Source organism: Pseudomonas sp. MPC6, from assembly GCF_006094435.1.
Lineage (GTDB): Bacteria > Pseudomonadota > Gammaproteobacteria > Pseudomonadales > Pseudomonadaceae > Aquipseudomonas.
This window is the reverse complement of record NZ_CP034783.1, coordinates 2,480,140-2,505,969: the sequence shown is the minus strand read 5'-3', so window position 1 is coordinate 2,505,969 and position 25,830 is coordinate 2,480,140. Positions and strand designations below refer to the sequence as shown.

The 25,830-nt window shown below is 61.0% G+C and carries 23 protein-coding genes and 2 pseudogenes; 11 read left to right on the top strand and 14 right to left on the bottom strand.

Going from position 1 to position 25,830, the window contains the following annotated elements; all coding sequences use genetic code 11:
- Positions 1–56: 56 nt before the first annotated feature.
- The 5 genes from ELQ88_RS13805 to ELQ88_RS13785 form a co-directional block, all read right to left on the bottom strand.
- Positions 57–1,067 (bottom strand): putative sulfate exporter family transporter, encoded by a 1,011-nt coding sequence (locus ELQ88_RS13805; RefSeq protein ID WP_128871479.1) that lies wholly within the window; start codon positions 1,065–1,067, stop codon positions 57–59.
- Complete coding sequence (locus tag ELQ88_RS13800; RefSeq protein ID WP_138965700.1) at positions 1,064–2,395, bottom strand: MFS transporter; 1,332 nt, start codon at positions 2,393–2,395, stop codon at positions 1,064–1,066. Before ELQ88_RS13800 ends, ELQ88_RS13805 begins: the two co-directional genes overlap by 4 nt.
- A gap of 92 nt (positions 2,396–2,487) precedes the next feature.
- Complete coding sequence (locus ELQ88_RS13795; protein ID WP_138965699.1) at positions 2,488–3,540, bottom strand: 3-keto-5-aminohexanoate cleavage protein; 1,053 nt, start codon at positions 3,538–3,540, stop codon at positions 2,488–2,490.
- Positions 3,541–3,626: 86 nt separating this feature from the next.
- Entirely contained in the window at positions 3,627–4,475 is an 849-nt protein-coding gene (locus ELQ88_RS13790; protein WP_138965698.1) for a TauD/TfdA family dioxygenase, read from the bottom strand.
- 13 nt (positions 4,476–4,488) lie between these two features.
- Positions 4,489–5,469, bottom strand: a complete 981-nt coding sequence (locus ELQ88_RS13785; RefSeq protein ID WP_138965697.1) for a quinone oxidoreductase — start codon at positions 5,467–5,469, stop codon at positions 4,489–4,491.
- Positions 5,470–5,699: 230 nt separating this feature from the next.
- Here ELQ88_RS13785 and ELQ88_RS13780 point away from each other — a divergent pair, with 230 nt between their 5' ends.
- The 3 genes from ELQ88_RS13780 to ELQ88_RS13770 all read left to right on the top strand — a co-directional run bounded on the left by ELQ88_RS13780 (position 5,700) and on the right by ELQ88_RS13770 (position 9,673).
- Entirely contained in the window at positions 5,700–7,208 is a 1,509-nt protein-coding gene (locus ELQ88_RS13780; RefSeq protein ID WP_138969518.1) for a PLP-dependent aminotransferase family protein, read from the top strand.
- 108 nt (positions 7,209–7,316) lie between these two features.
- Entirely contained in the window at positions 7,317–8,387 is a 1,071-nt protein-coding gene (locus ELQ88_RS13775; protein WP_138965696.1) for a TIM barrel protein, read from the top strand.
- Positions 8,388–8,407: 20 nt separating this feature from the next.
- Positions 8,408–9,673: an MFS transporter gene (locus tag ELQ88_RS13770; RefSeq protein WP_138965695.1), complete on the top strand. Its 1,266-nt coding sequence runs from the start codon at positions 8,408–8,410 to the stop codon at positions 9,671–9,673.
- 46 nt (positions 9,674–9,719) lie between these two features.
- On the opposite strand, the gene ELQ88_RS13765 is transcribed toward ELQ88_RS13770, so the two are convergent.
- A complete protein-coding gene (locus ELQ88_RS13765) occupies positions 9,720–11,027 on the bottom strand; it encodes an MFS transporter (protein WP_138965693.1) in 1,308 nt (435 codons plus the stop codon).
- 350 nt (positions 11,028–11,377) lie between these two features.
- On the opposite strand from ELQ88_RS13765, the gene ELQ88_RS34110 reads away from it, so the two are divergent.
- On the top strand, positions 11,378–11,539 hold the full coding sequence (locus ELQ88_RS34110) for a hypothetical protein (protein WP_161599961.1): 162 nt from the start codon (positions 11,378–11,380) through the stop codon (positions 11,537–11,539).
- 23 nt (positions 11,540–11,562) lie between these two features.
- On the opposite strand, the gene ELQ88_RS13760 is transcribed toward ELQ88_RS34110, so the two are convergent.
- From ELQ88_RS13760 to ELQ88_RS13750, 3 genes are all read right to left on the bottom strand, one after another.
- The gene (locus ELQ88_RS13760) at positions 11,563–12,495 is read right to left on the bottom strand and encodes a 2-hydroxyacid dehydrogenase (protein ID WP_138965691.1); all 933 of its coding nucleotides are present in this window, start codon (positions 12,493–12,495) and stop codon (positions 11,563–11,565) included.
- Positions 12,495–13,820 carry an MFS transporter gene (locus ELQ88_RS13755; protein ID WP_128871485.1) on the bottom strand — a complete coding sequence of 442 codons (1,326 nt, stop codon included), beginning with the start codon at positions 13,818–13,820 and terminating at the stop codon, positions 12,495–12,497. The genes ELQ88_RS13760 and ELQ88_RS13755 overlap by 1 nt, the downstream gene beginning before the upstream one ends.
- Positions 13,821–14,261: 441 nt before the next feature.
- Complete coding sequence (locus ELQ88_RS13750; protein WP_128871486.1) at positions 14,262–14,468, bottom strand: hypothetical protein; 207 nt, start codon at positions 14,466–14,468, stop codon at positions 14,262–14,264.
- 276 nt (positions 14,469–14,744) lie between these two features.
- Between ELQ88_RS13750 and ELQ88_RS13745 the strand changes: the two genes are divergently transcribed.
- Positions 14,745–15,023 carry a hypothetical protein gene (locus ELQ88_RS13745; protein WP_138965689.1) on the top strand — a complete coding sequence of 93 codons (279 nt, stop codon included), beginning with the start codon at positions 14,745–14,747 and terminating at the stop codon, positions 15,021–15,023.
- A gap of 89 nt (positions 15,024–15,112) precedes the next feature.
- Here ELQ88_RS13745 and ELQ88_RS13740 read toward each other — a convergent pair whose 3' ends face one another.
- Both ELQ88_RS13740 and ELQ88_RS13735 read right to left on the bottom strand, forming a co-directional pair.
- On the bottom strand, positions 15,113–16,096 hold the full coding sequence (locus ELQ88_RS13740; protein WP_228761608.1) for a c-type cytochrome: 984 nt from the start codon (positions 16,094–16,096) through the stop codon (positions 15,113–15,115).
- On the bottom strand, positions 16,093–16,758 hold the full coding sequence (locus ELQ88_RS13735; RefSeq protein WP_138965687.1) for a c-type cytochrome: 666 nt from the start codon (positions 16,756–16,758) through the stop codon (positions 16,093–16,095). Before ELQ88_RS13735 ends, ELQ88_RS13740 begins: the two co-directional genes overlap by 4 nt.
- A 338-nt stretch (positions 16,759–17,096) precedes the next feature.
- On the opposite strand from ELQ88_RS13735, the gene ELQ88_RS13730 reads away from it, so the two are divergent.
- From ELQ88_RS13730 to ELQ88_RS13720, 3 genes are read left to right on the top strand one after another with little or no spacing between them, the layout of a single operon-like run.
- The gene (locus ELQ88_RS13730; protein WP_138965685.1) at positions 17,097–18,680 is read left to right on the top strand and encodes a CHASE2 domain-containing protein; all 1,584 of its coding nucleotides are present in this window, start codon (positions 17,097–17,099) and stop codon (positions 18,678–18,680) included.
- Between the two features lie 12 nt (positions 18,681–18,692).
- Complete coding sequence (locus ELQ88_RS13725; protein ID WP_138965683.1) at positions 18,693–19,142, top strand: hypothetical protein; 450 nt, start codon at positions 18,693–18,695, stop codon at positions 19,140–19,142.
- A 28-nt stretch (positions 19,143–19,170) separates the two neighbouring features.
- Positions 19,171–20,268: a M48 family metalloprotease gene (locus tag ELQ88_RS13720; RefSeq protein WP_138965681.1), complete on the top strand. Its 1,098-nt coding sequence runs from the start codon at positions 19,171–19,173 to the stop codon at positions 20,266–20,268.
- A 161-nt stretch (positions 20,269–20,429) separates the two neighbouring features.
- Here the strand turns inward: ELQ88_RS13720 and ELQ88_RS13710 are convergent.
- Positions 20,430–20,836, bottom strand: a pseudogene (locus ELQ88_RS13710) (nitrilase-related carbon-nitrogen hydrolase); the annotation flags it as partial.
- Between ELQ88_RS13710 and ELQ88_RS34640 the strand changes: the two are divergent.
- Positions 20,833–21,018, top strand: a pseudogene (locus tag ELQ88_RS34640) (LysR family transcriptional regulator); the annotation flags it as partial. The pseudogenes ELQ88_RS13710 and ELQ88_RS34640 overlap by 4 nt on opposite strands.
- Here the strand turns inward: ELQ88_RS34640 and ELQ88_RS13700 are convergent.
- Entirely contained in the window at positions 20,990–22,045 is a 1,056-nt protein-coding gene (locus ELQ88_RS13700; protein WP_138965679.1) for a LacI family DNA-binding transcriptional regulator, read from the bottom strand. The pseudogene ELQ88_RS34640 and the gene ELQ88_RS13700 overlap by 29 nt on opposite strands.
- 211 nt (positions 22,046–22,256) lie before the next feature.
- Between ELQ88_RS13700 and ELQ88_RS13695 the strand changes: the two genes are divergently transcribed.
- Positions 22,257–23,588 (top strand): MFS transporter, encoded by a 1,332-nt coding sequence (locus tag ELQ88_RS13695; protein ID WP_138965677.1) that lies wholly within the window; start codon positions 22,257–22,259, stop codon positions 23,586–23,588.
- Positions 23,589–23,601: 13 nt separating this feature from the next.
- Positions 23,602–24,957: an amidase gene (locus ELQ88_RS13690; protein ID WP_138965675.1), complete on the top strand. Its 1,356-nt coding sequence runs from the start codon at positions 23,602–23,604 to the stop codon at positions 24,955–24,957.
- 105 nt (positions 24,958–25,062) lie between these two features.
- Here the strand turns inward: ELQ88_RS13690 and ELQ88_RS13685 are convergent, their stop codons facing one another.
- Positions 25,063–25,794 (bottom strand): hypothetical protein, encoded by a 732-nt coding sequence (locus ELQ88_RS13685; RefSeq protein WP_228761607.1) that lies wholly within the window; start codon positions 25,792–25,794, stop codon positions 25,063–25,065.
- Positions 25,795–25,830: the final 36 nt, after the last annotated feature.

Sequence of the window (25,830 nt, the reverse complement as noted above, 5' to 3'; positions counted from 1 at the left end):
GTACAGTCGCCGCAAAAACCGGTGTGGATCCCACAGGTTTCATGCCTGGTAGATATTTATCCCCCCCAGCGCAGCAGCAACAGCACCAGCACCACGAGAAACACCGTCTCCCCCAACATCAACAGGATGGGCTTGATGCCCACCGCCGCCAGCTCCTTGAGTTGGGTTTTCATGCCCAGGGCGCTGATGGACACCACCAGGCACCAGCGCGACAGCTCATTGACCGAGCCCTGCACCACCGGGGCTATCCAGCCGGTGCTGTTGATACAGGCCAATATCAGAAACCCGACGGCGAACCATGGCAACAGCGGCGGTCGTTTGCCGGCCGGGTCGGCTCCCTGCATCCGGGTAATCATCGCGGCGCAGACGATCACCGGCAGCAGCATGGCCACCCGCATCAGCTTGACCACCGTGGCCGTATCGCCGGTCTCGGTCGACATGCTGTAGCCGGCACCGACCACCTGGGCGACATCGTGGATGGTCGCCCCGAGGAACACGCCCGCCATTTGCGGTGACAACGACAGCCAATTGGCAATCATCGGGTACACGATCATCGCCAGGGTCGACAGCGCCGACACTCCGATCACCGTGAACAACGTCGCCCGTTCTTTCTGCGGATGGTTGGGCAAGGCCGCCGCCAGCGCCAGCGCGGCCGAGGCACCACAAATCGCGGTGGCCCCGCCGGTGAGCATGCCGAACAAACGCTGAAAGCCCAGGGCCTTGGCGGCGATCACCGACACGCCGATGGTCACCACCACCAGGATCACCACCAGCGCCACAGGCTTCCAGCCCAGCGCAACCATCTGCTCGAGGGTGATGCGCATGCCCAGCAGCGCCACGCCGATGCGCAACACGGTGCGTGCGGTGAACTCGATGCCGGCCTTGCAGGCTCCGTCGCCGGCCAGGAAGTTCAGCGCCATGCCCAGCAACAACGCGAACAGCATCACCGGCGCGCCGTAATGCTCGGACAGAAAGGACGCGGCGGCGGCCACGATCAGGCTGACGATAAACCCTGGCGCCAATTCGCGCGTTCGGCTGTGGATACGGGTAAGAGCGAGGGTACTCATGGTGCGGGCACCTCTGACACGGATTTGCCCACCGGATCGGCGACCCGCTCACCCTTGAGCCGGGCAATGTCCCGAAGGTAATGACACTTGGCATAAAAGAACACGGCCCCTGCCGCGAGGCTGACCAGGGGCACCAGCTGAAAAGCCGCCTGCAAGCCGATAAGGTCGGACACCCTGCCGGTGATGAACGGCCCGGGCGCCAGCCCCAGCATGTTGTTGGCCAGGGTCAGCGTGGCGAACGCCGTGCCGTGGACCGAGTAATGGGTCAGGTTGGCAACCATCGCGCCGCACGGCCCGGTGGTGCCCGCGGCAATCAACATGCCCAGGCAGATCAGCGCCAGTTGCGCAGGGCCTGGCGGCAGGGCGAACGCCGCCGACAACAGCAGGCAACTGCCCAGGCAATAGGCGATGGCCAAGGAGACTTTGCGCTCCGGCGCATGGCGACTCAGTCGATCGCTGAGCATGCCGCACAGGATCATCCCCGCACCGCTGCACAGCACGATGATCGCCGCGACGCCGCCCGCCTTGTCCGTGGGCATGGCGTAATACCGATTGAGGTAACTGGGCATCCACACAACCACAGTGCCGCCGACGAACAGTTGCAAGCCACTGCCGATGTAGGCGGCGATCACCGAGCGGCTGGCAAACAGCGTACGCAACGGCCGCTTGACCGCAGCAACCGCCTTGTTCGCCGCCTGGGCGGCGCGTTGCGGGGCAATGCGTGCTTCCTTGACGATAATCGGGTACAGCACGGCCAGCAGCAGGCCGAACAGCGCCATGCCGGCAAACGACCAGCGCCAGCCCAGCTTGGCGGCGATTGCACCGCCCAGCGCCATGCCCAATACCGAACCGAACATGCCGCCCGCCATGAAGGCACTGGCCAGCGTGGCACGCAGGTGTTTGGGAAACACCGAAATCACTACCGCGATGCCGACGCTGCCATACGCCGCTTCGCCGACGCCGACCATGAAGCGGGCAATGAACATCTGCTGATAGTCCTGCGCCACGGCGCAGCCCAGCGTCGCCAGACTCCAGAGCAAGGCCATCAGCGCCAGGCTCTTGACCCGGCCGAAGCGGTCGGCCAGCAGCGACAGCGGGAATGTCAGCAGGCCCACCATCAGCGCGACAATGCCACTGAGCAGGCCGAGCTGGCCGTCGCTCAGGGCCCATTCACCCTTGAGCATCGGGAACACCGCGTTCAGCACCTGGCGCGACATGTAATCGGAAATCAACAGCCCGAACGTCAGTGCGAAGACGATCCAGGCATACGGGCGCGCAACACCGACAGCGCAGTCGTCATCGTCTGCGGCGATTGGGTGAAAGGCCATGCAGCCTCCTCAAAGCTTTGTTTTATTGTTGTTATCAAGCGTGTAGCAGGGCAGCGAGCGGGAGACCATCGGCCGCCCGCATCGCCTGCCGATCAGCCGCGTTGCGGCACGCCTTTCTGCCCAGCCTTGCGGTTGGGGGCCATGCCGTTGGCCAGCAGCGTTTCCTCGATGCTCTGGTACTGCACGCCGATGCGGTAGATCTCACGGGCTTCTTTGCCGGTGGCGATCTCGCGACCCAGTTCATGCGCGATGCGCACGGTTTGCTTGATCTGTGCAACCGAACCGAAACGATCGCCCTTGTGATCAATGATAGTGTCTTCATTGCCCACGCGCGGGTGCATGCCCATGGCCATCGACATGGTGTTGAACGGCATGACGTTCTTGAGCAGCGACTCGGAAGTCAGGGTGCAACCGTCTGGCGCGCGGTGGATGAAGTTGAAGAAGTTGAACGGGTTGGGGCCATCGAAACCGCCACCGATACCGATCCAGGTCAGGTTCAACGGGCCCTTGTAGACGCCCCGGCGCACCAGGCGCTCGAGGGTTTCCATGGCGTGCATGCCGGTCAGCTGGAAGTGCGGCTGGATGCCGTTGGCCATCAGGCGCTTGAGGTGCTCGGCGACCCAGGCCGGGCCTGCCGGTACGGTCATCTCGCTGTACGCCGCCTGATACAGGGGGTTGGCCAGGGACGTGCCTTCCAGGTACTCCGGATACAGCAATTCCATGATGTTCATCTGGGTGGTGTTGATGGCCACCGTGACCTGATCCGGCTTGGGCGTCAGCTCGGCCAGCATGTGGCGCGTATCGTCCGACAGCCAGAGGGCGGCTTCGCCATCGCTTTCCGGCGCGAAGGAAATCGAACCGCCGACCTGGATGATCATGTCCGGCACGGCTTCACGCACACCGGCGATCAACTCGTTGAATTTCGACAGGCGCTTGGAACCCTTGCCGTCCAGTTCGCGCACATGCAAGTGCAAGACTGTGGCGCCGGCCTCATAACATTCGACCGCTTTTTGCACCTGCTCGTCCATGGTCAGCGGGATGTCTTCGGGGAAGTCTTCGGGCATCCATTCCGGGCCGTACGGGGCCACGGTGATAACCACTTTTTCCATGTTTTCCGGGTGCAGGGAATCGTCGAAGAATTGCATGGTTTACTCCTGTTCTTATGATTGTCGCGTCCACCCGGGATCGTGCCGGGCAAACGTGTTTACGAGTGCGAATGCAGAGGGGTCGATCAGTACGTCTTGTCGCCGATGATCCCGGCACGCTCCATCTTGCGATGGCACGGCGGGTAATCCATGACGGCGTAGTGCTGGGTGCTGCGGTTGTCCCAGATGGCGATGCTGTTGGGCTTCCAGCGCCAGCGCACCTGATACTCGGGGATGTAGGCCTGGCTGATCAGGTAGCGCAACAGCTCGCTCGCGCCCGGGTTGGCGTCCTGGCCGAAGCGCACCCGTGCGGGGGTGTGGTAGTTGCTCATGTGGGTGGTGAAGGCATTGACGAACAGCACCTTCTCCCCGGTTTCCGGATGGGTGCGCACCACCGGGTGCTCGGCATCCGGGTACATCGCCTTGAGCGCCAGGCGCTTTTCGATCGGCATGGCGGCGCCAAAGCTGGCTTCGATGCTGTGGCGGGCGCGCAGGTCGGCGATCTTCACCTTCACGTCTTCCGGCAAGCGCGCGTAGGCCTCGACCATGTTGACCCACATGGTGTCGCCGCCCACCGGCGGGCACTCCACGCAGCGCAACACGCAGCCCATCGGCGGCGCCTCGCGCCAGGTCGCGTCGGTGTGCCAGGCGTTTTCGTAGCGGTCCAGCGGCTGATCCGGGGTCTTGTAGATGCGCACCAGCCCGGGATGATCCGGATCGCTGCCGACCACCGGGTGATCTTCCAGCTCGCCGAAGCGGCGGGCGAAGGCCAGGTGCTCAGCGCGACTGATGTCCTGATCGCGCAGGAACACCACCCGATGCTGGAGCAACTGGGCACGAATCTCGGCAAAAAGACCGTCGTCATGCACCGCATCGGCGAGGTTGACGCCGATCAGTTCGGCGCCAATGCTGCAGGTCAATTGTTCGACTTTCATGGCTGGCGACTCCTTAAATGACGAAAATCGACGAGCCCGTGGTCTTGCGTGATTCCAGGTCGCGGTGCGCCTGGACGGCATCCTGCAAGGCATAGTGCTGGTTGATCTCGATCTTGATCCGACCGCTGCCGACGTGGTCGAACAATTCGCCGGCCAGGGCGTTTTTTTCTGCCGGATCGGCGATGTAGTCGGCCAGCGCCGGGCGGGTCATGTACAGCGAGCCTTTCATCGCCAACAGCGCCGGGTTGAAATCAGGAATCGGGCCGGAGGCGGTACCGACGCAGACCATCAGGCCACGCCGCTTGAGCGAGTCCAGCGAGCCCATGAAGGTGTTCTTGCCGACGCTGTCGAACACCACGTTGACCCCTACCCCGTCCGTCAACTCGCGCACACGCTGGGCGACATCTTCGTGGCTGTAATTGATCACATGGTCGCAGCCATGGGCCAGGGCAATCTCAGCCTTGACCTCGGTGGACACGGTGCCGATCACGTTCAGGCCAAGCAGCCTGGCCCACTGCGAAACGATCAGGCCGACGCCGCCGGCAGCCGCGTGCAGCAGAATGCTGTCGCCGGGCTTGAAGTCGTAGATGCGCCGCATCAGGTACGCCGAAGTCAGCCCGCGCATGGTCATGGCGGCGGCCGTCTCGAAACTGATGGTTTCCGGCAGTTTGATCAGCGGCGCGGCCGCGATCAGGCGTTCGGTACTGTAGGCCCCCAGGGTGTTGAGAAAACCGGTGTAGGTGACACGATCGCCCACCTGTACGTTGGTCACCCCTGCGCCGATGGCCTGCACCACGCCGGACGCTTCAACCCCCATGCCGTTCGGCATCGGGATCGGGTAGGTGCCATTGCGAAAATAGGTGTCGGCATAGTTCAGGCCGACCGCCACATGACGAAGACGGACCTGGCCTGGACCGGGTTCGCCGACGTCGACCTCTTCATAGCGTAGGACGTCGGGACCACCGGTTTCGTAGAAGCGTACGGCGTTGGCCATTTTTTCTTGTTCTCCAGTCTGTGCAGCGTCGATTTGCGCTGATTGGACTGTAGGACTCAGCCTGGCGAGCCGCTTTACATCAGGCGACAATGGCTTTTCATTTCATGACAGTCGACCGCCGGCAGCAAGGCCTGTGGTGGATGACTTATTCGGTGCCTCTCGATACCCTGCGCACCTCGGTACCTGAAGGTGTTCCAGGTCAAGCCACCCTTTTTCCAGGCGAGCATGTGATGAAATCCCCTGCAGGTTTGCTGCTGTCGGCTATCGAGCTGGACCGTGCCAGCGCCATCCCCCTGTACCGCCAACTCTATTTGCAGATCCGCAAACAGATTCTCAGCGGAAAAATGCAAGGGGGCGTGCGCCTGCCGTCGACGCGAACCCTGAGCAAGGAACTGGCGCTGTCACGGATCACCATTCTCAATGCCTTCGATCAGCTGATCGCCGAAGGTTTCCTGGCCTCGCGCACCGGAGCGGGCACCTATGTCGGCAATGAGTGGGAGCATCGAGGGCTTGCCGACGACGAGCAGCAGCGCCAGCCCCCGCGCCTGTCCGACCTGAGCCAGTCCATGCTGTCGCTGCGAAGCAGTCACTTTCGCGGGGTTTCCTATACCGGTTGGGATCCGGCGGCCCCCACCTCCTTCCTGCCCAGCCACAGTTCCTACGACGCGTTCCCGCTGGCTGTGTGGCGGCGCTTGATGAACCGCCACCTGCTCAAGCCGACCAAGGCCCTGCTCGGCTACGGCGAACTGCAAGGGCTGCAGGCCTTGCGCGCGGCGATTGCCGAGTACGTCTTCGATGCCCGTGGCATCGACTGCACTGCCGAACAGGTGGTGATCGTGTCAGGGGCCCAGCAAGCCTTCAACCTGTTGGGCATGCTGTTGCTCAATCCGCAGGACAGCGTGTGGATGGAAGACCCGGGGCATATCGCGGCGAGAATTGCCCTGCAAGCCCAGGGTGCCAACGTGGTGCCGTTGCGTATCGATGAACAGGGAATCGATGTCCAGCAGGGCCTGGCCGAGTGCCCGGACGCGCGCCTGGTGTTTACCACACCGTCTCGCCAGCATCCCCTGGGCGTCACCTTGAGTTATGCGCGGCGCCAGGCGCTCATCGACTGGGCTGCGCAGCAGCAGAGCTGGATCATCGAGGACGATTGCGACAGTGAGTTTCGCTACAGCGGCCGCCTCCTCCCCGCGCTCTACGCCATGGACCGGATGGCGCGAGTGATCTACGTCGGCACCTTCAGCAAAGTCCTCTTCCCTTCGCTGAGGCTGGGCTATGTGATCCTGCCGCAAGCCCTGGTCGAACCCTTCTGCACCTTGCGCGCGGTGATGGATCGCAGCCCGCCCACCCTGCTGCAGGCGACCACGGCGGACTTCATGCGCGAAGGCCACTTCCTCGGCCATATTCGCCGCATGCGCGCGCTGTACCAGGCGCGCCAGCACGCTCTGGTCGAGCAGCTCCGGCAACAACTGGGCGGTTTCTTCACCCTCACCCCGGTGGAAGCCGGCATGCACCTGATCGCCTGGCTGCCACCCACGCTCGATGACGACGCCATCGCCAGGGAACTGGCCCGGCACAACATCCACACCTATGCCCTGAGCGATTACTGCCTCGAGCATGTCCTGCCGCCGGCCCTGCTCATCGGTTTCGCCGGTACACCTGAGGGCCAGGCGCAGGAGCGTGTCGCGGCGCTGGCCCGGGCCTTGGGCAAGATGGGCTATCTGCAGCAGGCCACCTGAAGGCAAGTGGTCATAAGATTTAACTGATAGTGGATCTATCGAGAGTTCCTGACTGGCGCGATAAAGGCTGCGCCGGTAGACCCGGCGTCTGAACCAGGAACGACTCGAATGAACAATAAGATCCAAGCGCGATTCAATGCCTTGCTCAGCCACAAGGCTGCCGGGGCCGGAACACCTCCCCTGCTGACTGAAGCACTGGCCCGCCAACTGCTAGACCGCCTTGGGCAACTGCGCCTGTTTGCCCATGCCTATCCCTTGCTGACCAACCTCACCCATGGCCGTGTCACGCCCGCCGACCTGCTGGACTTCGCCTATCGCCACGAGTTGCAGGGTCTGAGCCTGCATTTGCTGGACGGCGAGGAAAACAGCCTGAGCCGGATGACACCCGCACAGCTGCAGGCGTTTGCCGCCAAGGCCAAGGCGCTCGGCCTGGCGGTGCACCTGGAAATCAGCAGCACGCTGAAAAAAGATGTCGATCAGGTGATCGCCATCGCCAAGGCCCTGGGCACCCGCAACATCCGCGTCTACTCACGCTACGAAGGCACGCTGTCCCGGGTCATGGACTTGATCGAGTCTGACCTGCATTACCTCGCGCAGCAGGCCGATGAGCACGACCTGTTCTTCGACTTCGAGCAGCATGAGGAACTCAAGAGCGGCGAGATCGCGCAACTGCTGACCCGGCTAGACCACCCGCGGCTGCATGCCTTGTTCGATTTCGGCAACATGATCAATGCCTGCGAACAGCCCCTGCAGGCGCTGCGGACCCTGGCGCCGCACATCCGCCAGACCCACCTCAAGGGTGTGCGCGTCGTCCCCGAGCACAACGGCTTCGGCCATTACGGCGTGCTGCAGGGCAGCGACGAAGACGATCTGCCCAACGCACGCATGCTGTTCGAACTGTTGATGCTCGGCGACTCAACCCCGCAAGTGATCGCGTTCATTCTCGAGCAGGAAAACCACTACGTCGCCCCGGCATTCCGCCAGACCCTCGAGGCGGCCGACCCCTTCATTGCGTACCGGGAAATGAGTGAAACCGCCCTGCCGGCCGGCTATTCGCTGGAGCGAATGCTGGCCGATGAACACCGCTGGGCGAACAACCAGGTGGCCTATGTGCGCGGCCTGCTGGCCGAGTTCCGAACCCTGGCCGAGTTGACCCTGGCCACCCGCGAAAACGCCTGAACCTGACGTGGAGAACAATAATGACAACTCGTGACAAGGCCAAATGGCTCAGATTCCTGATTCTCATCCTCGGTGGTGGCACCATCTACAAGCTGGCGAACCTCAAGGACGCCTTCTACATCCCCATGCAAGAATTCATGGGCTTGAGCCACACTGAGATCGGCCTGCTATTGAGCGCCAACGCCATCATCGCCACTGCGCTGTTCGTCCTCGGCGGGGTTCTGGCGGACCGCTACGACACGCGCAAACTGATCCCCATCGGCCTGATCGGCACCGGTGGCCTGGGCCTGTATCTGGCGACCTTTCCGCCGTTCAGCAATCTATTGATCGTGTTCAGCCTGCTGGCCGTCTGCGCCGATTGCATCTTCTGGCCCTCGCTGCTCAAAGCCATCCGCAACCTGGGTGACGATCAGGAACAGGGGCGGTTGTTCGGGCTGCTGGAAGGTGGGCGCGGCGTCATCGACACCCTGGTGGCTTTTTCGGCGCTGGGCGTGTTCGTGGCCATGGGCTCTGGCGAGACCGGGCTGAAATCGGCCATCCTCTTCTACTCGGTCATCGATATTCTGGCAGGCACCCTGACCTGGTTCCTGCTCAAGGGCGGCACCGCGCAGTCGATCGCCAAGCCGAAAAACGGTATGGCGAATCTGCTCGAAGCCATCAAGGTGCCGGGTATCTGGCTGGTCAGCCTCAACGTGTTCATGGTCTACATCGTCTACTGTGGCCTGACCTATTTCATTCCCTACCTCAAGGAAATGTACGGGCTGCCCGTGGCACTGGTGGGCGCCTACGGCATCATCAACCAGTACTTCCTGAAGATCCTGGGCGGGCCCGCTGGCGGCTTCATTGCCGACAAGCAGTTCAAGAGCACCAGTCGCTATTTGAAGTGGGCATTCCTGGCCTTGCTGCCGCTGATGGGCGTGATCCTGCTGATCCCGAAAAACCCGGGTTTCATCTATGCGGGCATGGCCGCCACGCTGTCCTTCGCGCTGATTGTGTTTTCCATGCGCGGCGTGTTCTGGGCGCCCATGGGTGAAGTCGGCATCCCTCAACACATCACCGGTTCCGCCTTCGGCATCGGCTGCCTGATCGGCTACGCGCCGGGCATGTTCGCCTACGTCATCTACGGCGCCATCCTCGACCATTTCCCGGGGCAGCAAGGCTACAACTACGTTTTCAGCCTGATGAGCCTGTTGGCCATTGTCGGATTCATGGTGTCCAGCCTGCTGTACAGGAGCGTGCGCAATAAATCCATGGCTACTGGCGAGGTGAGTGCAGCGCAAAGCTGAGCAGGCCCGGCGCAAGGCTGAGTCGTGGGATATTGAATCTCGTTGTTCACATCGCTTTTTCAGGACGGGCCCGGGTGGGGAAATGTGCAACCGGCTCGGCGTCCGTCCCGAGTCCGGGTTGCTCGACACGAATGAAACAGGTCAACACCGCGCCCACCAGGTACAACGAGGCATAGACCCACACCACCCCTTGCACCCCCAGCCAGGAAATCGTCAGGGTCGCGATGGCCGGCCCCATGAAATTCGACAGCCCGGCGGCCAGGTTGTGGGCAGAAATGGCCGCGCCCTTGCGCTCGGGGGAAATAGCCAGAAAGACCGCGCCCATGGGCACGAACGCCGAGACGCAAACGCCCAGTGCCACCGCGGCGACGATCGCCAGTTCGAACTGGGCGCCATACATCAGGGGCACGTAATAGAACGCCAGGGTCGCCAGCGCACCGCCGACACAACCGAACCAGCGCATCTGCCGCAGCCAGCCGATCCGGTCACCGACCCATCCCCAGATCACATTGGTGAAAATGGTGACGATGAACATCACTCCCCACAGGTGCAACCATTGCTCCATGGTGAAACCGATCTCGGCCGATGTCAGGTACAGCGGCATGATGACCGGGAAACCGAACAGCGTCAGGTTGCAGATAATGCGCACGATGGCCGTGATCAGAATGCTGCGTTGATCGAACAGGATCGTGACCCCTCGGCTCAACTCGCGCAAACGCTCGGCGAGGCGTGCAGGCGTATCCTCGCGCGCCGCGCCTCGGTCCTTGACCATGAACACAATCAACAGCGCCGCCAGCGCGACCCAGAATGTCGCCATCCACAGCGTGCCGATAAAACCGATCCGCGAGATGCTCAGACTTGGCAGATACGTACCGAGAAAACCGATACCAATGGAATACATCGTCCAGTACCAACCCATCGCCGAGGCAAGGCGAGCACCGGGCGTGACCTGCGCAATCCAGACCAGGAACGCGTAGATGAACAAGGGGTAGGCAAGCCCGCGGATGCCGTAGAAAAGCACCATCAACGGGTAGTTCTGCGCGCTCAGGCCGAACGTCAGAAACAACCCATGAAAGACCAGCCAGGCCACGACGCCGACCAACATGATCCGCCGCGGGCCGAAGGTCTCGGCCAACACCCCGGAACTCCAGCTGGACAAGGCTGCGAGCAGGCCATACACGGTGAATAGCAAGGAAGCCTGGGTCGGCGTGAAACCGAGGTCGACGATGTACCGCGACAGGAACGCCAGCTCGATGCCGTCCCCTGTCATGAACAGAGCAATGGCGACGTAACCCCATATCAGACAGACAGGCATGCCCAGCAACAACCCTCGAGACGATTCGCGAGTGACCATGGTTTTTCCTTTTTTTGTATTTGTAGGTAAAGCCGCAGCCGACATGTGCGTAACAGGATCGACGAGCGCCGAGGGAAGAATCCCATCGAAGGAGGGTGGTGGCTAACGCGTGAGGTGATGCGGACTGATACTTTTTTTCAGGAGGGTGCAAGCGCGCCAGTCATACCCTGTAGGAGCCGCCCCGCGAAGCGAGGCTGCGATTTTTTGAACATCCATTGGTCCCGCTAGTCAAAATTCACCAACGAGTACGGATCACTGACGCCCAATTGCGCTCATTACTATCCGCCGTCACTGATTCGACCGGCCTTTTCGATTTCCCATTACCCGGCTCCAGCGCCGAGGGTCCCCACATGAAATTCCAAGTCATAGATCACTCTACCCATGGCACCGCGATGTTCTCGGTCGATACCGAGTGCGGAAAGAACATAGATTCATTCTCGTCCATCGAGGAGGCCCGGGACCGCGCAGCCTGGTTGGAAGCCGAATATGAGCGGATCAGCGAGACGCTCTGACCGCGTGCCACCGGGGCTTCATGTCACCCCGGGATCGGCGTAGGCAACGGTTCCCCGGCAAAATGCGCGGCCAGGTTGGCCAAGGTCAGATCGGACATCGCCCGGCGCGTATCCCAGGTGGCACTCGCCATATGCGGCGCGAGCAGGACATTGTCCAGGTCCAGCAAGCCAGCGTGCGGCCGAGGTTCATCCTCGAACACGTCCAGCCCGGCACCCAGCAGACGACCCTCGGCCAATGCCTGTGCCAGCGCCACCTCGTCGACCACACTGCCGCGCCCTACGTTGATCAGGATGCCTGTGCTGCCCAACGCATCGAGTACAGCGGCATCGATCAGGTGATAAGTCGAGTCCCCACCGCCGACGGCGACCACTAGAAAATCCACCGCCGCGGCCAGTTCGGTCACCGAAGCGTAATACGGATAATCCACCGCCAGCGGCTGCCGACCGTGGTAGCTGATGTGCATGTCGAACGCCGCGGCGCGTTGCGCAATCGCCTTGCCGATCCGACCCAGGCCAACGATTCCCAGGCGTTTGCCACTGACCTTGCGGGTGAATGGAAACGGCCCTTGCTGCCACCGCCCTTCACGCACGAAACGGTCGGCCTGGGCGAGGCGACGGGCAGTGCCGAGCATCAACGTGATGGCGAAATCGGCGACGTCTTCGGTGAGCACGTCCGGCGTGTGGGTGACCGCAATGCCACGGGCCCGGGCAGCCTCGACGTCGATACCGTCATAACCGACACCGAACACTATGATCACCTGCAGGTCAGGCAGGCGATCGATCAAACCGGCCCGCACCCGAGACTCGCCATTGGCGACGAGGGCGCGGATGCCCCGGGCCTGGGCGGCATCCAGTTCGTCGCCGCGCTCACTGCCCTCGAGCACCTCATAATCGGCATGCAGCCGCTCGCTGAGCATCGGCGGCAGATGCGCGACTTTAAGCACGGTAAATTTCATCAATGCCCCTCCTGGACAGCAGCAACATGCGTGGCCCTGCGGCTGCGTTCGCCGCCCAGATAGAGGCCCAGCAGGCCTCCGGCCAGCAACGCGACGGCCACCAGCAGCAAGGCATAATCGTAGCTATGGGTGGCGTCCTTGATCCAGCCCATCACCGGTGGCAGGCCCAGCCCGGCGATGTTGGCGATGGAGTTGATCAAGGCGATCGACACGGCGGCCGCGGGCCCGGACAGGTATTCGGTGGTGGTCGCCCAGAACACTGGCGTCGCCGCCCAGTTCAGGCCGACCGCCACCACCAGCAGCACATACGCCAGCCACTGGTTGCCGGTAAACACCGCCAGGCCGAGCATGACCCCGGCCAGCAACAGCGGCCCACCCAGATGCCAGCCTCGCTCGCCGGAGCGATCGGAATGTCGGCCGTTGAGGTACATGAACACACAGGCCAGGAAAAACGGCATCGCCGACAGCAGGCTGACGACGAACGAGCCCTGCTTCGATACCGACTGCACGATCAGCGGCAGAAATAGCGTTACGCCAATGGTGCCGAAGGCCTGCAGCAACCAGAACAGGCTGAGCAACCACACCTGGCGGCTGCGAAAGGCGACGTGCCAGGCGTCTTTGTGAGAGATCACCGTGGTCGCCTGTTCCGCCTGCAGGGTGCGGCTGAGCCACGCTTTCTGCGCGCTGTCCAGCCAGTGGGTGGCTGTCGGCGAGTCAGGCATGTAACGCAGGACCACGATGCCCAGCACCACCGCCGGGATGCCTTCGAGCAGGAACAACCAACGCCAGCCGTTGACCCCCAACAGACCGTCCAGATGCAGGAAAGCGCCCGACAACGGCAGGCCGATCACCGACGCCAGTGCCGCGCCAATGTAGAACCATGACATCGCCCTGGCCCGGTCGCTGCGCGGGAACCACTGCGACAGATAGTAGATGATCCCGGGGGTGAAACCGGCTTCGGCGGCGCCGAGCAGCAGGCGCATGACGTACAGCTGGTTGGCGCTCTGGATCAAGCTCATGCCCGCGGCGATGATGCCCCAGGTGATCATGATCCGCGCAATCCAGCGCCGCGCACCGACCTTGGTCAGGATCAGGCTGCTGGGCACTTCGAACAGGATGTAGGTGAGGAAGAACAACCCGACGCCGATACCGTACATCCGCAGGCTGAGGCCCAGGTCGGCGTTCATGGTCAACGCCGCCACCGAAATATTCGACTTATCGATGTAAGCCACCATGTACAACAGCATCAGGAACGGAATCAGCTTCAGATTGAGCTTCTTCATGGTGCTGGCGTGCAGACGGCTGTCCAGCGAAGGACCGGTCATGGGCTGAATTCCTTTTATTGTCTTTATTTTCGGTGCCCGATAACCGCCGGGTCCCTTGGGTACGGCAGACCATAAACCAGAGCCGAAATAAGTTCAATATATGAATTATGAACCCAATATGTGGGATTAAGTCATCACTACAGACTCGAGACTCCGCCCCTTTTTCGACTCCGCGCTATCGCGCCTGGGGTCGGGGGGCTTTTGGTGGGAGCGAGACTGACTTGCCGGCGAAGCGGCCTCGAGCCTTGCAGCGCCCATGACGACGCCTTCGCCAGCAAGCCGGCTCCTACCAGGTTCGGCGTTGACCACAATTCATCTGTCCACCGGTGATCGAGTAGGAGCTGCAGAGCGAAGCGAGGCTGCGATCTTTTGATCTTGCGTTGATTTACCTCTGGATGAAGGTGTGCCGATGTCACCGGCTACCTGATCCAACCAAATCCATTACGGCTTCAATCCGTTGCCATGATCGTATCCACCCCCGCCATCGGTATCCAGATCCGCCAATTCTTCATCCACTGGCGCTTCGTCGTCCGCCGGCAACGGCACCTCAGATTCATTGCGCCTGGGGTCATGGCCTGCTTCATTATCCGTACCGCTCGTTACGCCCTTCTGAGATATGTTTCCAGGGGCATTTTCATCAATGTCCATGTTGGCTCTCCGTTCTGATAAGCGCGAGGTATGTGCTTGAACATTAGATACGGCAAGACACTAACAAGCGGCGAACTTTGGACGAACGGCATGTGAACAAAAAAACCGGCACGATGGCCAAAAATAGACTTATCTATTTCATTCAGGGCTGGACCGTTTGTGCTCCCGCCAATAGATCCATCAGCTTTTAGTCCAGAACTCACCTCTGCCTGCATTGGCAAGCAACTAGCGGCACGAGTGCTTACGCATACAGGCTTCTACTTAAGAGGATCAGCCATGCATCCATCCTTTGTGCAGCGCATCGATGAGCTAGACGACCTGCTTGTCCACTCCAATGTGGCACCCATCGATTTCTTCCGGCGCAAGCGACTCAAATCGCGCCGTGGCGTGCGCTTTCAGGTGGTGACCATGAGGCTCGGCATCTTCCAGGTCGTCGAGCGATACACCGGCAAGACCTGGGACTTCCGTAGTTACCGAGAGGCCATGGATTTCGCTATCCAGCTCGAGGAAAAGTCCAACCGTCGGATGGCAGGGACACGGCGTACGGCGAACTAATGCCGCCTGCGCGAGATGAAACTTGCCAGATGAAGATGCGCTGCGCGAAGCCGTGTTCACACACGGCGTCGCTGCCGGCGTTGAGTCGGTTAGTTGATGCCTTGCCCCAGCATCACACCATTGACGGACTCTCCATATAAGTTGACGCCGTCGCCCTCATGGTATTTCTTGCGGGTCTTTTCAACGGAGTTATCGACCAGACGCGGATCCTGTGGTCGCTCATGGCTGTTGATATAAGCGGCGACATGCCAGGCTTCGTCATCCGTCAGGGAATCGCCCTTGCCCAGCGGCATGTTTTGCTTGATGAAACCGGCGGCCGTATTGATACGGTGCATCCCCGCGCCCCAGTTGTAAGAGTCCTTGCCCCAAAGCGGCGGAAATACGAACACGCCTGCGGATTTTTGGCCCTGCCCTTCGCCGCCATGGCAGATGGAGCATTGGTCGGCATAAATCTGTTTGCCCTTGACCAGATCAAAGCCTTTTTCCGGTGCCGGGATAACCGGATAGAGGCGCCCTGGCAGGTCCTGCCCCACCGGCGCTTTGGTCGAGAGCCAATAGGCATAGGTGCCGAGCGCTTTCATCACATGGCTATCACTGGCGGGTGCCTTGCCGTTCATGCTGAACTCGAAGCAACCCTGCATGCGCTCGGTAAACGTATTGACCTTGTTGTTCTTTTTTCGATAGGCCGGGTACATGCCATACGCCCCCCAAAGAGGAGCAGACCCCGCCTTGCGACCTTGATCGAGGTGGCAATTGCTGCAGTTGAGTCCATTGCCTACAAACTCAGGAGCATGCTTCTGGGTATTGGTAAAAATATCCCGCCCTTCCCGCACCAGCTCCCCGAATGCATTGTCTGGCAGCTCCGACTCTTGCGGTGGCGTAAATACCAGAGGGCTGGATGGCTGGGTCGGCTCACCCGCCACGGCTGCATCCTTGTGCGCATTGCCAACGTCTGGCTGTGCGACCGGGTCCTTCACGATGGGCGCCATGTCGCGCTCTTCGTAATACGTCTTCGCAGCCAGAAGTGGCACGGCTATCGCGACGGTGAGCAGTATTTTCGCTGGAAAGTTCATTGTTTAGCCTCCCCGCTCAGGCTGGCGAAATAGGCTGACAAGTCTTTAATTTCAGTGTCGCTCAGCGAGCGCGCGATATGACTCATCAAGTCATTTGGATCATTCTTGCGCGTACCGCTGCGCCAGGCATTCAACTGGGTTGCAATGTAGGCGCCGGACTGGCCAACGAGCGGAGGAAAACTTTCTCCCACGCCGCGGTTACCCACTCCGTGACACGCCACACAGGCTGGAATGTTACGACTCCAGTCTCCTTGTTTGACCAGTTTTTCAGCAGCGCTGCCAGGACCTCCCGCGGGGTCCGGAGCAACACTGCGCGCAGCGATATCCAGTGCACTCAGATAGCTGGCTACCGCCTTGCTTTCGGCCTCCTCAAGTGCCAATGCGATGGGTTGCATCACGGCGTTGGCCCGCTTGCCCGAGCGAAAATCCTCAAGCTGCTTGACCAGATAACCCTGCGGCAACCCTGCCAGACGGGGAAACCCTGCGCTATCGGTGCCCATCCCATTGGCGCCATGACAGGTGCCGCAAGCCATGGCTGCAGGGGACGCGCCCCCCTGGGTGTAGATTTTCTGCCCTTGGGGCTCGGCGTTTGCTGCGGTCGCCAGCATGAACACGCAGGCGCTGATGCTGGTCTTGAGGCCGAATCTCGTTGCAAGATTCATCGGTTCTGGGCTCCTTTTTTTTTTGGCTAATTCACGGCGTCAGCCAACTACTTATGCCCCGTGAGGGGCGTAGATGGAAAGCGATTGATCGCGCCGTAATATCCTTTAGGAATATCCTTATACTTTAAAGTGCTATTGTCAATTTTCTTCCGACGCAAAGTCGGCGCGTATTTGCAGCCACCGAGCACGCGAAGCACGTGATAGCTGCTAGATTTCATGGATAGCGTCTCGCCTTCTCTGGACACCAAACCTTGCCGGGTGCCCGCCTCTGGCCCAAGCAGTGACGCTCAGACGGCAGCGGCCTGCCCTCAGGGTTTTCTGGTCACGGAGCGCACGAAATGCCAGAGGCATTTCAAAAAACCGGTTCAAGGCGATGGCGGCCTGTCCGTTGGGGAGCGGATGTATTGCGGGCGATAGGTCGTGGGATTGCACACCTGCCGCACCATCTGCCGCACCATCTGCCGCACCATCTGCCCGGTGCCCTGGTTGTCGCCTCACTCGTGACCATTGGCCATCTTCACTTTCATGTGCTCGATGCCATCGACAGCTATGCCTTTATCGGCCTTGGCAACCTCAGCGCGATGGACGTCTCGGCCAATGCAACCCACCCTGAAGTTGCAGTGGTCGTTATAGACCAACGGAGCTATGAAGGCTACTACCACGAACGCTCTCCGCTGGATCGCTGCCAACTGTGGGCCGACCTCAAGTTTCTCTACGAACTCCCTATACCGCCCAAGCTGGTGGTCATCGATCTGGACTTGTCGCCCCCGGCGAAAAAGGAAGAGGCACGCTCCACCCTGAGCCGCGCGGGTTGTCAGGAGCCGCTCAATCAGCTGCTGGAAAATAGTCCACGCACTACCAGGACGGTGCTGATGGAACCACTCAAGCTGAAGGACGAGGAGGCAACAAAAGTCATCAACAATTGGAAGGAGCGGATGAAAGCGGCGAATATCGACTTTGGAGAGCCGAGCTTGCCTTTCCGTTATGGCCTGGTCATTAAAATCGAATGCGATAAGGAAAAGCTGGCGGCAAAGGCCGTCTTGGCGTACTCGAGCAGACAAGACGGCAATTGCCTGGACCTGCCGACAAAAAACAAGCCCAAGGAGTTTCTGATCAACCCCAGGCAATACATCACGGGGTTACGTCCCGTATCGGCCCTGGTTCTGCCGTCACAGCGCGATCTGCTTTCCGAGTGGCCAGGGTTTCAGCGCCCGTGGGAGCTACCGGTGGTGTTCTTCGGTGGCAGTTATGGCGACGATGATACCTACCTGACCCCTCTGGGCATTATGTACGGTGTCGAGGTACATGCGGCGGCCTACATGTCCCTTGTGCATCCAGCGAACGAGTTTAGTCATCTGCTCGGTTTCGCTGGGGAGGTTGGCATTGGCCTGCTCTTCGGTGGGTTCATCAGCTTCTGCTGGCGGCGCTATTTCGCCATGCGATTCAGCCACAGGCCCTGGAAACGCCAGATCTCTCCATTTTTTGTATTCGTCCTCGGCGGTGCCCTGATCGGGCTGGTCCTGGTGACCACTTTCGTTTCGCTTTATCTGTTGAGCACCAGCGACTACTGGCTCTCGCCCATCCCCATCGCCCTCGGGATGTTGATCGAGAGCTTTTTTGTCGGCGCGGTGCACGAGGCCGTGGAAGAAGGACACCGCCAGCGCCAGGGATTGGTCCGATGGCTGGACAAGGCGCATAAAGAGGGTTCGGACCGATTCCAGGAAATAGTTGCCACGGAACTGCGCAAACACCCGGAGCCCAGACGCACGCTCTACCAGCGATGCTCGTATTTCATCGTCGGTGAAATTGCACAGCAATTCAAAGTGCGTGAATTCTGGGTGGCACTCGCGCTGCTGGTGCGGCGCGTGACTTTTTTCACCCTGCTGGGTTATGCCCTGCTCCTGATCGTCACCCATTACTAGTGGAGCCAAACGATGAGAAAAACAACCTTGAACCTGCCTGTGATGGCCCTGCTTCTGCTCTTTGGCACCAGTGCCATGGGCGAGCAGTGCAAGGGACTGCAAGCGCTCAACCTGAAGTCCAGGAGCAGCGCCTGGGACCGGGTGGTAGCGGCGTTCTCGAGTGATGTATCGAAACCCGTCGAATGTGGTTCGCTGGTCTCGGTGCTGGACAGCGTGGCCAACACTCACAAAGTCGGCGGGCGCAAGCTGGAGGAAGATCGCCCGTTCAATCCCCAGCAGGCTCAGGCCAACCTCGCCGAGGCCCAGAAAGACCCAGCGGTGCGCAAGCGTCTGGAACAGCTGCGCAAAGACGTCCCGGACGCCACCCAGCGGTTGATCTACGAAGCAGCGACGTTCGATGAGGAGGGATATTACGGCGCCCGGGACTTGCGCATCAACCAACTCCAGCAACAACTAAAATGACAGGCTCGGGCCTGTTCCGGAAGGTCTCATGAAACTGTGCAACGCAACGCTCTGGGCACCGGCACTCGCCGCCCTGTTGGCCGCCTGCAGTGCATCACAACTGTCCAACCCGTTCGATTCCGCGAAGAGTGATGTAAAAGTCAAACAGATCACCACCCTCTCCCCCAGGGCATTGGTGGTGCTCGACAAAAACTGCCCGGAGCTGGTCCAGCCCTACCAGCTGACCGACAACTTTGCCTCGTTGGCGGTGTTCAGCATGAAGGAAAGTATAAAGGACCTGCCAGGCCAGCTCGGTCACCTGCTGGGCAAGACGCCTGCCCAGCCCGGCACCGACAAGCTTTCCGACTCGACCAGACTGGCCGCCAAGCAACTCAACTGGATGCCGATGACGGCCGAGGAGCTCTACGCCGAACGCCAGCACAACGCGCGCACGGACGTCCTGTCGCGCGAGAGTAAACTGGGGCGCAAGTACTACCCCACGGCGGATAAGATGTTGCGCGAGATCCTCGCCAGCGTCGACGAACCCTACGACTACAGGTTCAAGCTCTTCATCCTCAAGACCTCCAACCGGAACGCCCTCGCCCTGCCGGGTGGCTACTTGTACATCGATCAAGGGCTGCTCGACAGTCCCGAACGCCAGCCCAAGGCCTACTTCGCCCTGGCCCACGAGGTGTCCCACGTACTGCAGCGCCACGAAACCAAGGAAATGCAGAGCCTGGTCGTGGACTCATTTTCAGTGAAGAAGGAGCTAATCGACACCCTGGAAGCTGCCAAGAGCAACCCGGCCATCGTCGTCGACCGCGTCAAGCTGGAAAAAGGACAGTTCACCAAGCACCACGTGGACCAGGAGCTGCAGGCCGATTCCTGTGCAGTGAGGATGCTCAGCCATGTCTACCCCAACAATAAGGACCTGGCCGCCTCGATCAATGCCTTTGAGGCGGACTTGCCCAAGATGGAACCCTCGGCGCCCGCCAAGCCCCCAAGCAACGATGGAGAGGCGCTGGCTGAAAGTATGCACGACATCGTTAAATCGCCGGTGATGCGCCACCCCAATACGCGGGAACGCACAGAAAATCTGCAGGCAATCTATAGAGAGGTGAGCAGCGCAACCACGGCAGCGAAGTAAGCCCTGCTCCAGGCGGAAACCGGAATGACGGCCTCCAGCCATTCGAGGCGGTTCGATCATAAGCACTCAGGGTTCAACAAATGGCAGCGGTGCATCGGTATCGCGGCGAACAGCGAACAGGTTCAATGTCATCGCGACCAGTGCGTAACCCCTATTGCCTGTTACTGAAGTGGGTTGCCATAGAGTTGAGGACGACGATCGCAATGCACGTCGTTCCGGTCACCGATGCGCTTGTTACGCGCTTGGGCGAGGTTCATCGTCGCCAGCAAAATCTGCTCGCCTGCCAGCTCCGTCGGCCCTGCCAGAGGATAACCGTCGGCGTCGACGATGACCGATCCCTGAACCCAGTCGACCCCGCGCTCGTGGCCGTGGCGATCACACGCGGCGATGAACATGCGGTTGACCGCCGCATTCGCCTGAACGCGTATGACTTCAGCTGGGCGCTCGGTTTCCGGTCGTGGGCCATCGGGCCATCGGGCCAATTGACCGGAGCGCAGAGCAGCTCCGCACCCGCCAATGCCGGTAGCCGTACCCGCTCAGGAAACTCCAGGTCGTAACAGATCATCATGTCCTCTGTTTGAAAAGGTCGGGGCGCTCAATAGCGAGGATGTTCGGGAGCACGACTGGGTTTGGCCCAGCCACCCGTTACCGGAAATGCCGGCACCCACGTCCCTTGAACGTTTGACGGCGCTTACCGACAGCATGGACGGGGCCGCTTTGCTCATCCTGTCGGGCCAGCACTTGGGTTTTCGCGCAACAACGAGGAACTCGCCCGCACCTGCAACTGCGGCGCAAGGATGATCGACTCTGCGGCCTCGCCCTTGATGCGCTTGAGCAGCAACTCCACCGCATGCCGCCCCATCTGTGCCATCTGCAGGCGCACGCTGGTCAGTGGAACGATCAGTTCATTGGCCAGCGGGATGTCGTTGAAGCCGACCACGGCAATGTCCTTGCCCGGCTGCAACCCTTTGTCGCGCGCGGCTCCCATCAGGCCGATGGCAAGGAAGTCGTTGACCGCAAAAAAAGCCTGCGGGCGCGGGTCGAGCCCCAACAGATACTCGCCTTGTCGGTGCCCGGTGTGGCTGTCAAAAGGACCATTGAGAATCCACTCCGGGCGCAGGGTGACACCTTGCTCACGGTAATAGCGGATGAACCCGCGGGTACGATCAGCGCCGGTGGACGCATGCCGTTCGCCAGCCAGGATCGCCACCTCGCGGCAGCCCAGCAGATACAAATGTTCGGCCGCCAACCAGCCGCCCAATTCGTCGTCGCTGGCCGCCGCGAGGTGGCCCGCAATCTGCCGGCTGACCAGCACGTAGGGAATGTGCTTGCGTGTAAGCAGATCGAGTAGGGGCTGGTTTTCACCCACGTGCGAGTCACCCACGATCAACCCGGCCACTGAGCGGCGCAAGGCATGCTCGGCACGGGCCAGTTGGCGCGGCTGCAGGTCGTCGGTATTGGAGACGAAAGTGAGGTAGCCGGCCTCCTCGGCCGCACTGTCGATGCTGTCATAAATGGTCGCCATCACCAGGTCGGTGAGGCGTGGCATGAGCACGCAGATTTCCTGACTTTTACGCAGTTTCAAGTTGGATGCCTGGGTGTTCGGCCGATAGTCCAGCTCCTTGGCCAACGCGCGGATACGCGCCACCACCTCGGCCGACGCCGCTCGCTCAACCCCGGCCGGGTCGCCATTGAGCACCCGGGATACCGTGGAGACATGCACCCCGAGTGCAGTCGCCATGGACTTCAGGGTGGCGGGGCGAGATTGATTCGGCATGTTTGAGCGTCTTCCACCGTGCATTATTCAGCGCGGGATTCTACCTCAACCGGGACCTCTTCCCGGAAAAAAAACCTTTACCCAAACGATTGACTAAAACTTTCTCCGTCTCTACATTTTGCCTACCCAAACGTTTGGGCAACACAATAAAAATACGCCGGACGCGGCCGACTTTTTGACTTCTGCCATCATTTTGAAGAGTCAGATCCCTATGAAGAGCGCAGCTATTCCGTCTTTCCGCTACCAGATTTTCTTCCTGATCATGCTGATGGCACTGCTCAACTACATTGACCGCGGCGCGATTGCCTATGCCTCGGCGAGCATTCTTCCGGAGTACGGTTTCGACAAGGCCGACTGGGGCAAAGTCCTGGGTTACTTCGGCTACGGCTACATCCTCGGGGCGTTGATCGGCGGCATCCTGGCCGACCGCTTTGGCGCCAAGCGCATCTGGCTGATTGCGGGTGCCACCTGGTCGATTTTCGAGATCGCCACCGCGTTTGCCGGTGACCTCGGGCTGGCATTCATGGGAGGCTCGGCCATGGCCGGTTTCGCCACTATCCGTGTGCTGTTCGGCTTTGCCGAAGGCCCGGCCTACTCGGTAATCAACAAAAGCGTGGCCAACTGGGCCACGCCCAAGGAACGCGGCTTCGTGGTCTCGGTTGGACTGCTCAGCACACCACTGGGCGCGCTGCTCACCGCCCCGGTAGCAGTAGGTCTGCAAACCCTGACTGGCGGCTGGCGCAGCATGTTCGTGGTGCTGGGCGTGGTCAGCCTGGCGCTGCTGATTTTCTTCATGACGCGCTTTACCAACACCCCTGATGAGAACCCGCGGGTGTCCAAGGCCGAGCTTGATTTCCTGCGACGGGAACGCGCCGCGGCAGCCAATGCTTCAACCCCGACCACCAGCGTTGCGCCGATATGGCATTTCTTCAAGAACAAGGACCTGATACTCAATGCGGTCGGTTACTTCTCGTTCGTGTACGTGACGTTCCTGCTGCTGACCTGGACCCCCAAATACCTGCAGGACGAGTTCCACTACAACCTGTCGTCGCTGTGGTACATGGGCATGATTCCGTGGACCGGCGCCTGCTTCACCGTGCTACTGGGCGGCAAGATCTCCGACCTGCTGTTGCGCCGCACCGGCAACCTGAAGGTGGCACGCAGCTGGCTGGCCGCGACTTGCCTGCTGTTGACCACGCTCTGTTTCATCCTGGTATCGCAGGCCCAGACCGTGTGGGGCGTGATTGCCCTGATGACCCTGGCCAACGCCCTCAACGCGCTGCCCAACTCGGTCTACTGGGCCGTGGTGATCGACACCGCGCCGTCCAACCGGGTCGGAGCCTACAGCGGCATGACCCATTTCATCGCCAACACCGCTTCGTTTATCGCGCCAATGCTGACCGGCTACCTGACCGTGCGCTATGGCTACTCGTCGATGTTCGTGGCGGCGGCGGTGGCCACTGCACTGGGCATGAGCGCAATGCTGATGGTGCGTCCCGGCAGTCGGCAGGTCACCCCTTCCCCTTTACCCGCAGCAGTTTGATGGAGTTGTTTGTATGAGCCTGGCGAAGCCTCCTCACGTTGGATATTTTTTTGGTCAATCGGTCATCACACTGGCCGAACGTCTGCGCGCGGGCAGCCTGACGAGTGTCGAGTTGACTCAAGCAGCCCTGGACAGCATCGAGCGTCTGAATCCGATCTTGAACGCCTTCGTTCAGGTCGATGCACCGGTGGCGCTGGCCCAGGCGCGCAAGGCCGACGATCTATTCGCCCAGGGCCTGGACCTGGGCCCGCTGCACGGCATCCCGGTGGCGGTCAAAGACAACATCGACACCTTCGACTACGTCACCACCTACGGTTCGGCGCATTTCGCAGGCTTCAAGCCGAGCCGCGATGCGCTGTGCGTGCAGCGCCTGCGCGAGGCGGGCGCGGTCATTGTCGGCAAGACCTTGACCCACGAATTCGCCTACGGCCCGACCGGCGACCGCTCGCTGCAGGGCGCGGCACGTAACCCCTGGGATGCCAGCTGCATCACTGGCGGCTCCAGCGCCGGCAGCGCCGCTGCGGTGGCCAGCGGCATGGTGCCGCTGGCGCTGGGCACCGACACCGGCGGGTCGATCCGTATTCCGGCGGCGTTGTGCGCAGTGGTCGGCTTCAAGCCATCGTTTGCCAGCGTGCCGCTTCAGGGGGTGTTCCCGCTGTCATCGAGCCTCGACCACGTGGGCCCGATCGCCAACCACGTCGAGGATGCGCGCCTGCTGTTCGAGGTGGTGGCTGGGCGGGTTTGTGCACCCGCGGCCAACCCTCGACCGTTGCGGGTCGGCTGGATCACCAGCGGCAGCTTCGGCCCGGTCGACGCCGAGCTGGATCGGCAGGTGTACCAGGCGGCGCAGCAGCTGTTTGGCGAGGCGCTCCAGGATACTGCCGAACTGGAGCCGCTAGCGGCCGCAATGAAAGATACCTTGCTGGTATTGCAACGCGCCGAGGCCTTCGATGTGCATGCCGAGCGCATGCAGGATGCACCGCACACGTTCGAGCAGGAGGTGCGCGAGCGCCTCGAATTGTCGCGTGAAGTAAGGGGCTGGCAATACATCCGCGCCCTGGCCAGCCAGGCACGGCTCAAGGCGGCGATGGCGCGCCTGTTCGAGCACTATGACTTCCTGGTCTCGCCCAGCGTGCCGATTACCGCGACAGCAATTGATGCGCGCGAGGTCCGGGTGGGTGAGCAGGACATCGATGTGCGTGCCGCGCTGCTCAGCCATACCAGTGCCTGGAACCTCACCGGGCTGCCTGCGATCAGCCTGCCGGTGGGGCAGGTGAAGAGCATGCCGGTGGGGCTGCAGGTGATTGGCGCAGCGGGAGAGGATGATCGTTTGTTACGGGTGATGGTGCAGCGATTCGTGCGGGACTAGTGGGCCGGCGAATCGCTTGATCACCACAAGCCTCCACCGTCACCCAACTCCACTAACCGCTTGAGCCCTTCGGGGTTTTTAAGCTGATTTATGACGGTGGAGCTGTCACGGGTCAGGCGCACAGCGCCAACCGCCAGCCGGAATGAATGTGCCGAGTGAAGACATGACGGCTTCATTGGCGAAAATATCCGGGGCAAACGGGTCCACCGATGATGGCAGCAGGCATTGGCCCGTGTTGGCGGGGAGCGTTGAGCACTCGATTTTCCATGGGGTTTCTCCGGCGTGATGCCGGCCAAAAGACAGTTCGCAGGCGAACAGGGAAGCAGGGTTTATTGAGCTTTCGGGTTGCCTGAACGTTTCGCGCAGATGAGGGCCCGGTGTCAGCGGTGTGGGACGGCTGGCGGCGAACAGAAAATAGTCCCCGACCAATAGCAGGCAGCCCGCACGCGAGGGCTCATCCATTGCTTGCAACCATTGGCCACGACAAGCGCCGAGGGAGTCGGGCAAGCGATCCCATATTTCGTAGTAACTTTCGTCCAGGGCGGTTTCGATCAGGCACTCGCTGGTTTCGAAGTGCATGCGACCAATGTCTTCTGCACCACTGGCCGGCTGATAGTCCATTTTGCGATGCCATTGGCAAATGTCGGCATCTATCCGGGTCACCCCGGCGAAACCTTTCTGTTCACACAACGCCAGATGTTGAGAGTGACTGAGTTCTTCGAGCGCCAGGCTTGGGAGCGGATTGGAGGGGATTCGCAGGTCGGCAAACAGTCGCGGTGTCTGTAGCCAATACACGGCCGTTTCACTGTCCGAATGCCCTGAGCGGTGCTGGATCAAACGCCGCTTCCATACGCCAAGATAACATTGCGCAAC

Coding starts and splice junctions, on each gene's coding strand:
- ELQ88_RS13770 (WP_138965695.1), top strand. CDS start 8,408: ATGACAACTCGTGACAAGGCCAAATGGCTCAGATTCCTGATTCTCATC.
- ELQ88_RS13725 (WP_138965683.1), top strand. CDS start 18,693: ATGAGAAAAACAACCTTGAACCTGCCTGTGATGGCCCTGCTTCTGCTC.
- ELQ88_RS13720 (WP_138965681.1), top strand. CDS start 19,171: ATGAAACTGTGCAACGCAACGCTCTGGGCACCGGCACTCGCCGCCCTG.
- ELQ88_RS13790 (WP_138965698.1), bottom strand. CDS start 4,475: ATGAAAGTCGAACAATTGACCTGCAGCATTGGCGCCGAACTGATCGGC.
- ELQ88_RS13765 (WP_138965693.1), bottom strand. CDS start 11,027: ATGGTCACTCGCGAATCGTCTCGAGGGTTGTTGCTGGGCATGCCTGTC.
- ELQ88_RS13795 (WP_138965699.1), bottom strand. CDS start 3,540: ATGCAATTCTTCGACGATTCCCTGCACCCGGAAAACATGGAAAAAGTG.
- ELQ88_RS13800 (WP_138965700.1), bottom strand. CDS start 2,395: ATGGCCTTTCACCCAATCGCCGCAGACGATGACGACTGCGCTGTCGGT.
- ELQ88_RS13735 (WP_138965687.1), bottom strand. CDS start 16,758: ATGAATCTTGCAACGAGATTCGGCCTCAAGACCAGCATCAGCGCCTGC.
- ELQ88_RS34110 (WP_161599961.1), top strand. CDS start 11,378: ATGAAATTCCAAGTCATAGATCACTCTACCCATGGCACCGCGATGTTC.
- ELQ88_RS13730 (WP_138965685.1), top strand. CDS start 17,097: ATGCCAGAGGCATTTCAAAAAACCGGTTCAAGGCGATGGCGGCCTGTC.
- ELQ88_RS13775 (WP_138965696.1), top strand. CDS start 7,317: ATGAACAATAAGATCCAAGCGCGATTCAATGCCTTGCTCAGCCACAAG.
- ELQ88_RS13760 (WP_138965691.1), bottom strand. CDS start 12,495: ATGAAATTTACCGTGCTTAAAGTCGCGCATCTGCCGCCGATGCTCAGC.
- ELQ88_RS13755 (WP_128871485.1), bottom strand. CDS start 13,820: ATGACCGGTCCTTCGCTGGACAGCCGTCTGCACGCCAGCACCATGAAG.
- ELQ88_RS13750 (WP_128871486.1), bottom strand. CDS start 14,468: ATGGACATTGATGAAAATGCCCCTGGAAACATATCTCAGAAGGGCGTA.
- ELQ88_RS13700 (WP_138965679.1), bottom strand. CDS start 22,045: ATGCCGAATCAATCTCGCCCCGCCACCCTGAAGTCCATGGCGACTGCA.
- ELQ88_RS13785 (WP_138965697.1), bottom strand. CDS start 5,469: ATGGCCAACGCCGTACGCTTCTACGAAACCGGTGGTCCCGACGTCCTA.
- ELQ88_RS13695 (WP_138965677.1), top strand. CDS start 22,257: ATGAAGAGCGCAGCTATTCCGTCTTTCCGCTACCAGATTTTCTTCCTG.
- ELQ88_RS13690 (WP_138965675.1), top strand. CDS start 23,602: ATGAGCCTGGCGAAGCCTCCTCACGTTGGATATTTTTTTGGTCAATCG.
- ELQ88_RS13740 (WP_228761608.1), bottom strand. CDS start 16,096: ATGAACTTTCCAGCGAAAATACTGCTCACCGTCGCGATAGCCGTGCCA.
- ELQ88_RS13780 (WP_138969518.1), top strand. CDS start 5,700: ATGAAATCCCCTGCAGGTTTGCTGCTGTCGGCTATCGAGCTGGACCGT.
- ELQ88_RS13805 (WP_128871479.1), bottom strand. CDS start 1,067: ATGAGTACCCTCGCTCTTACCCGTATCCACAGCCGAACGCGCGAATTG.
- ELQ88_RS13745 (WP_138965689.1), top strand. CDS start 14,745: ATGCATCCATCCTTTGTGCAGCGCATCGATGAGCTAGACGACCTGCTT.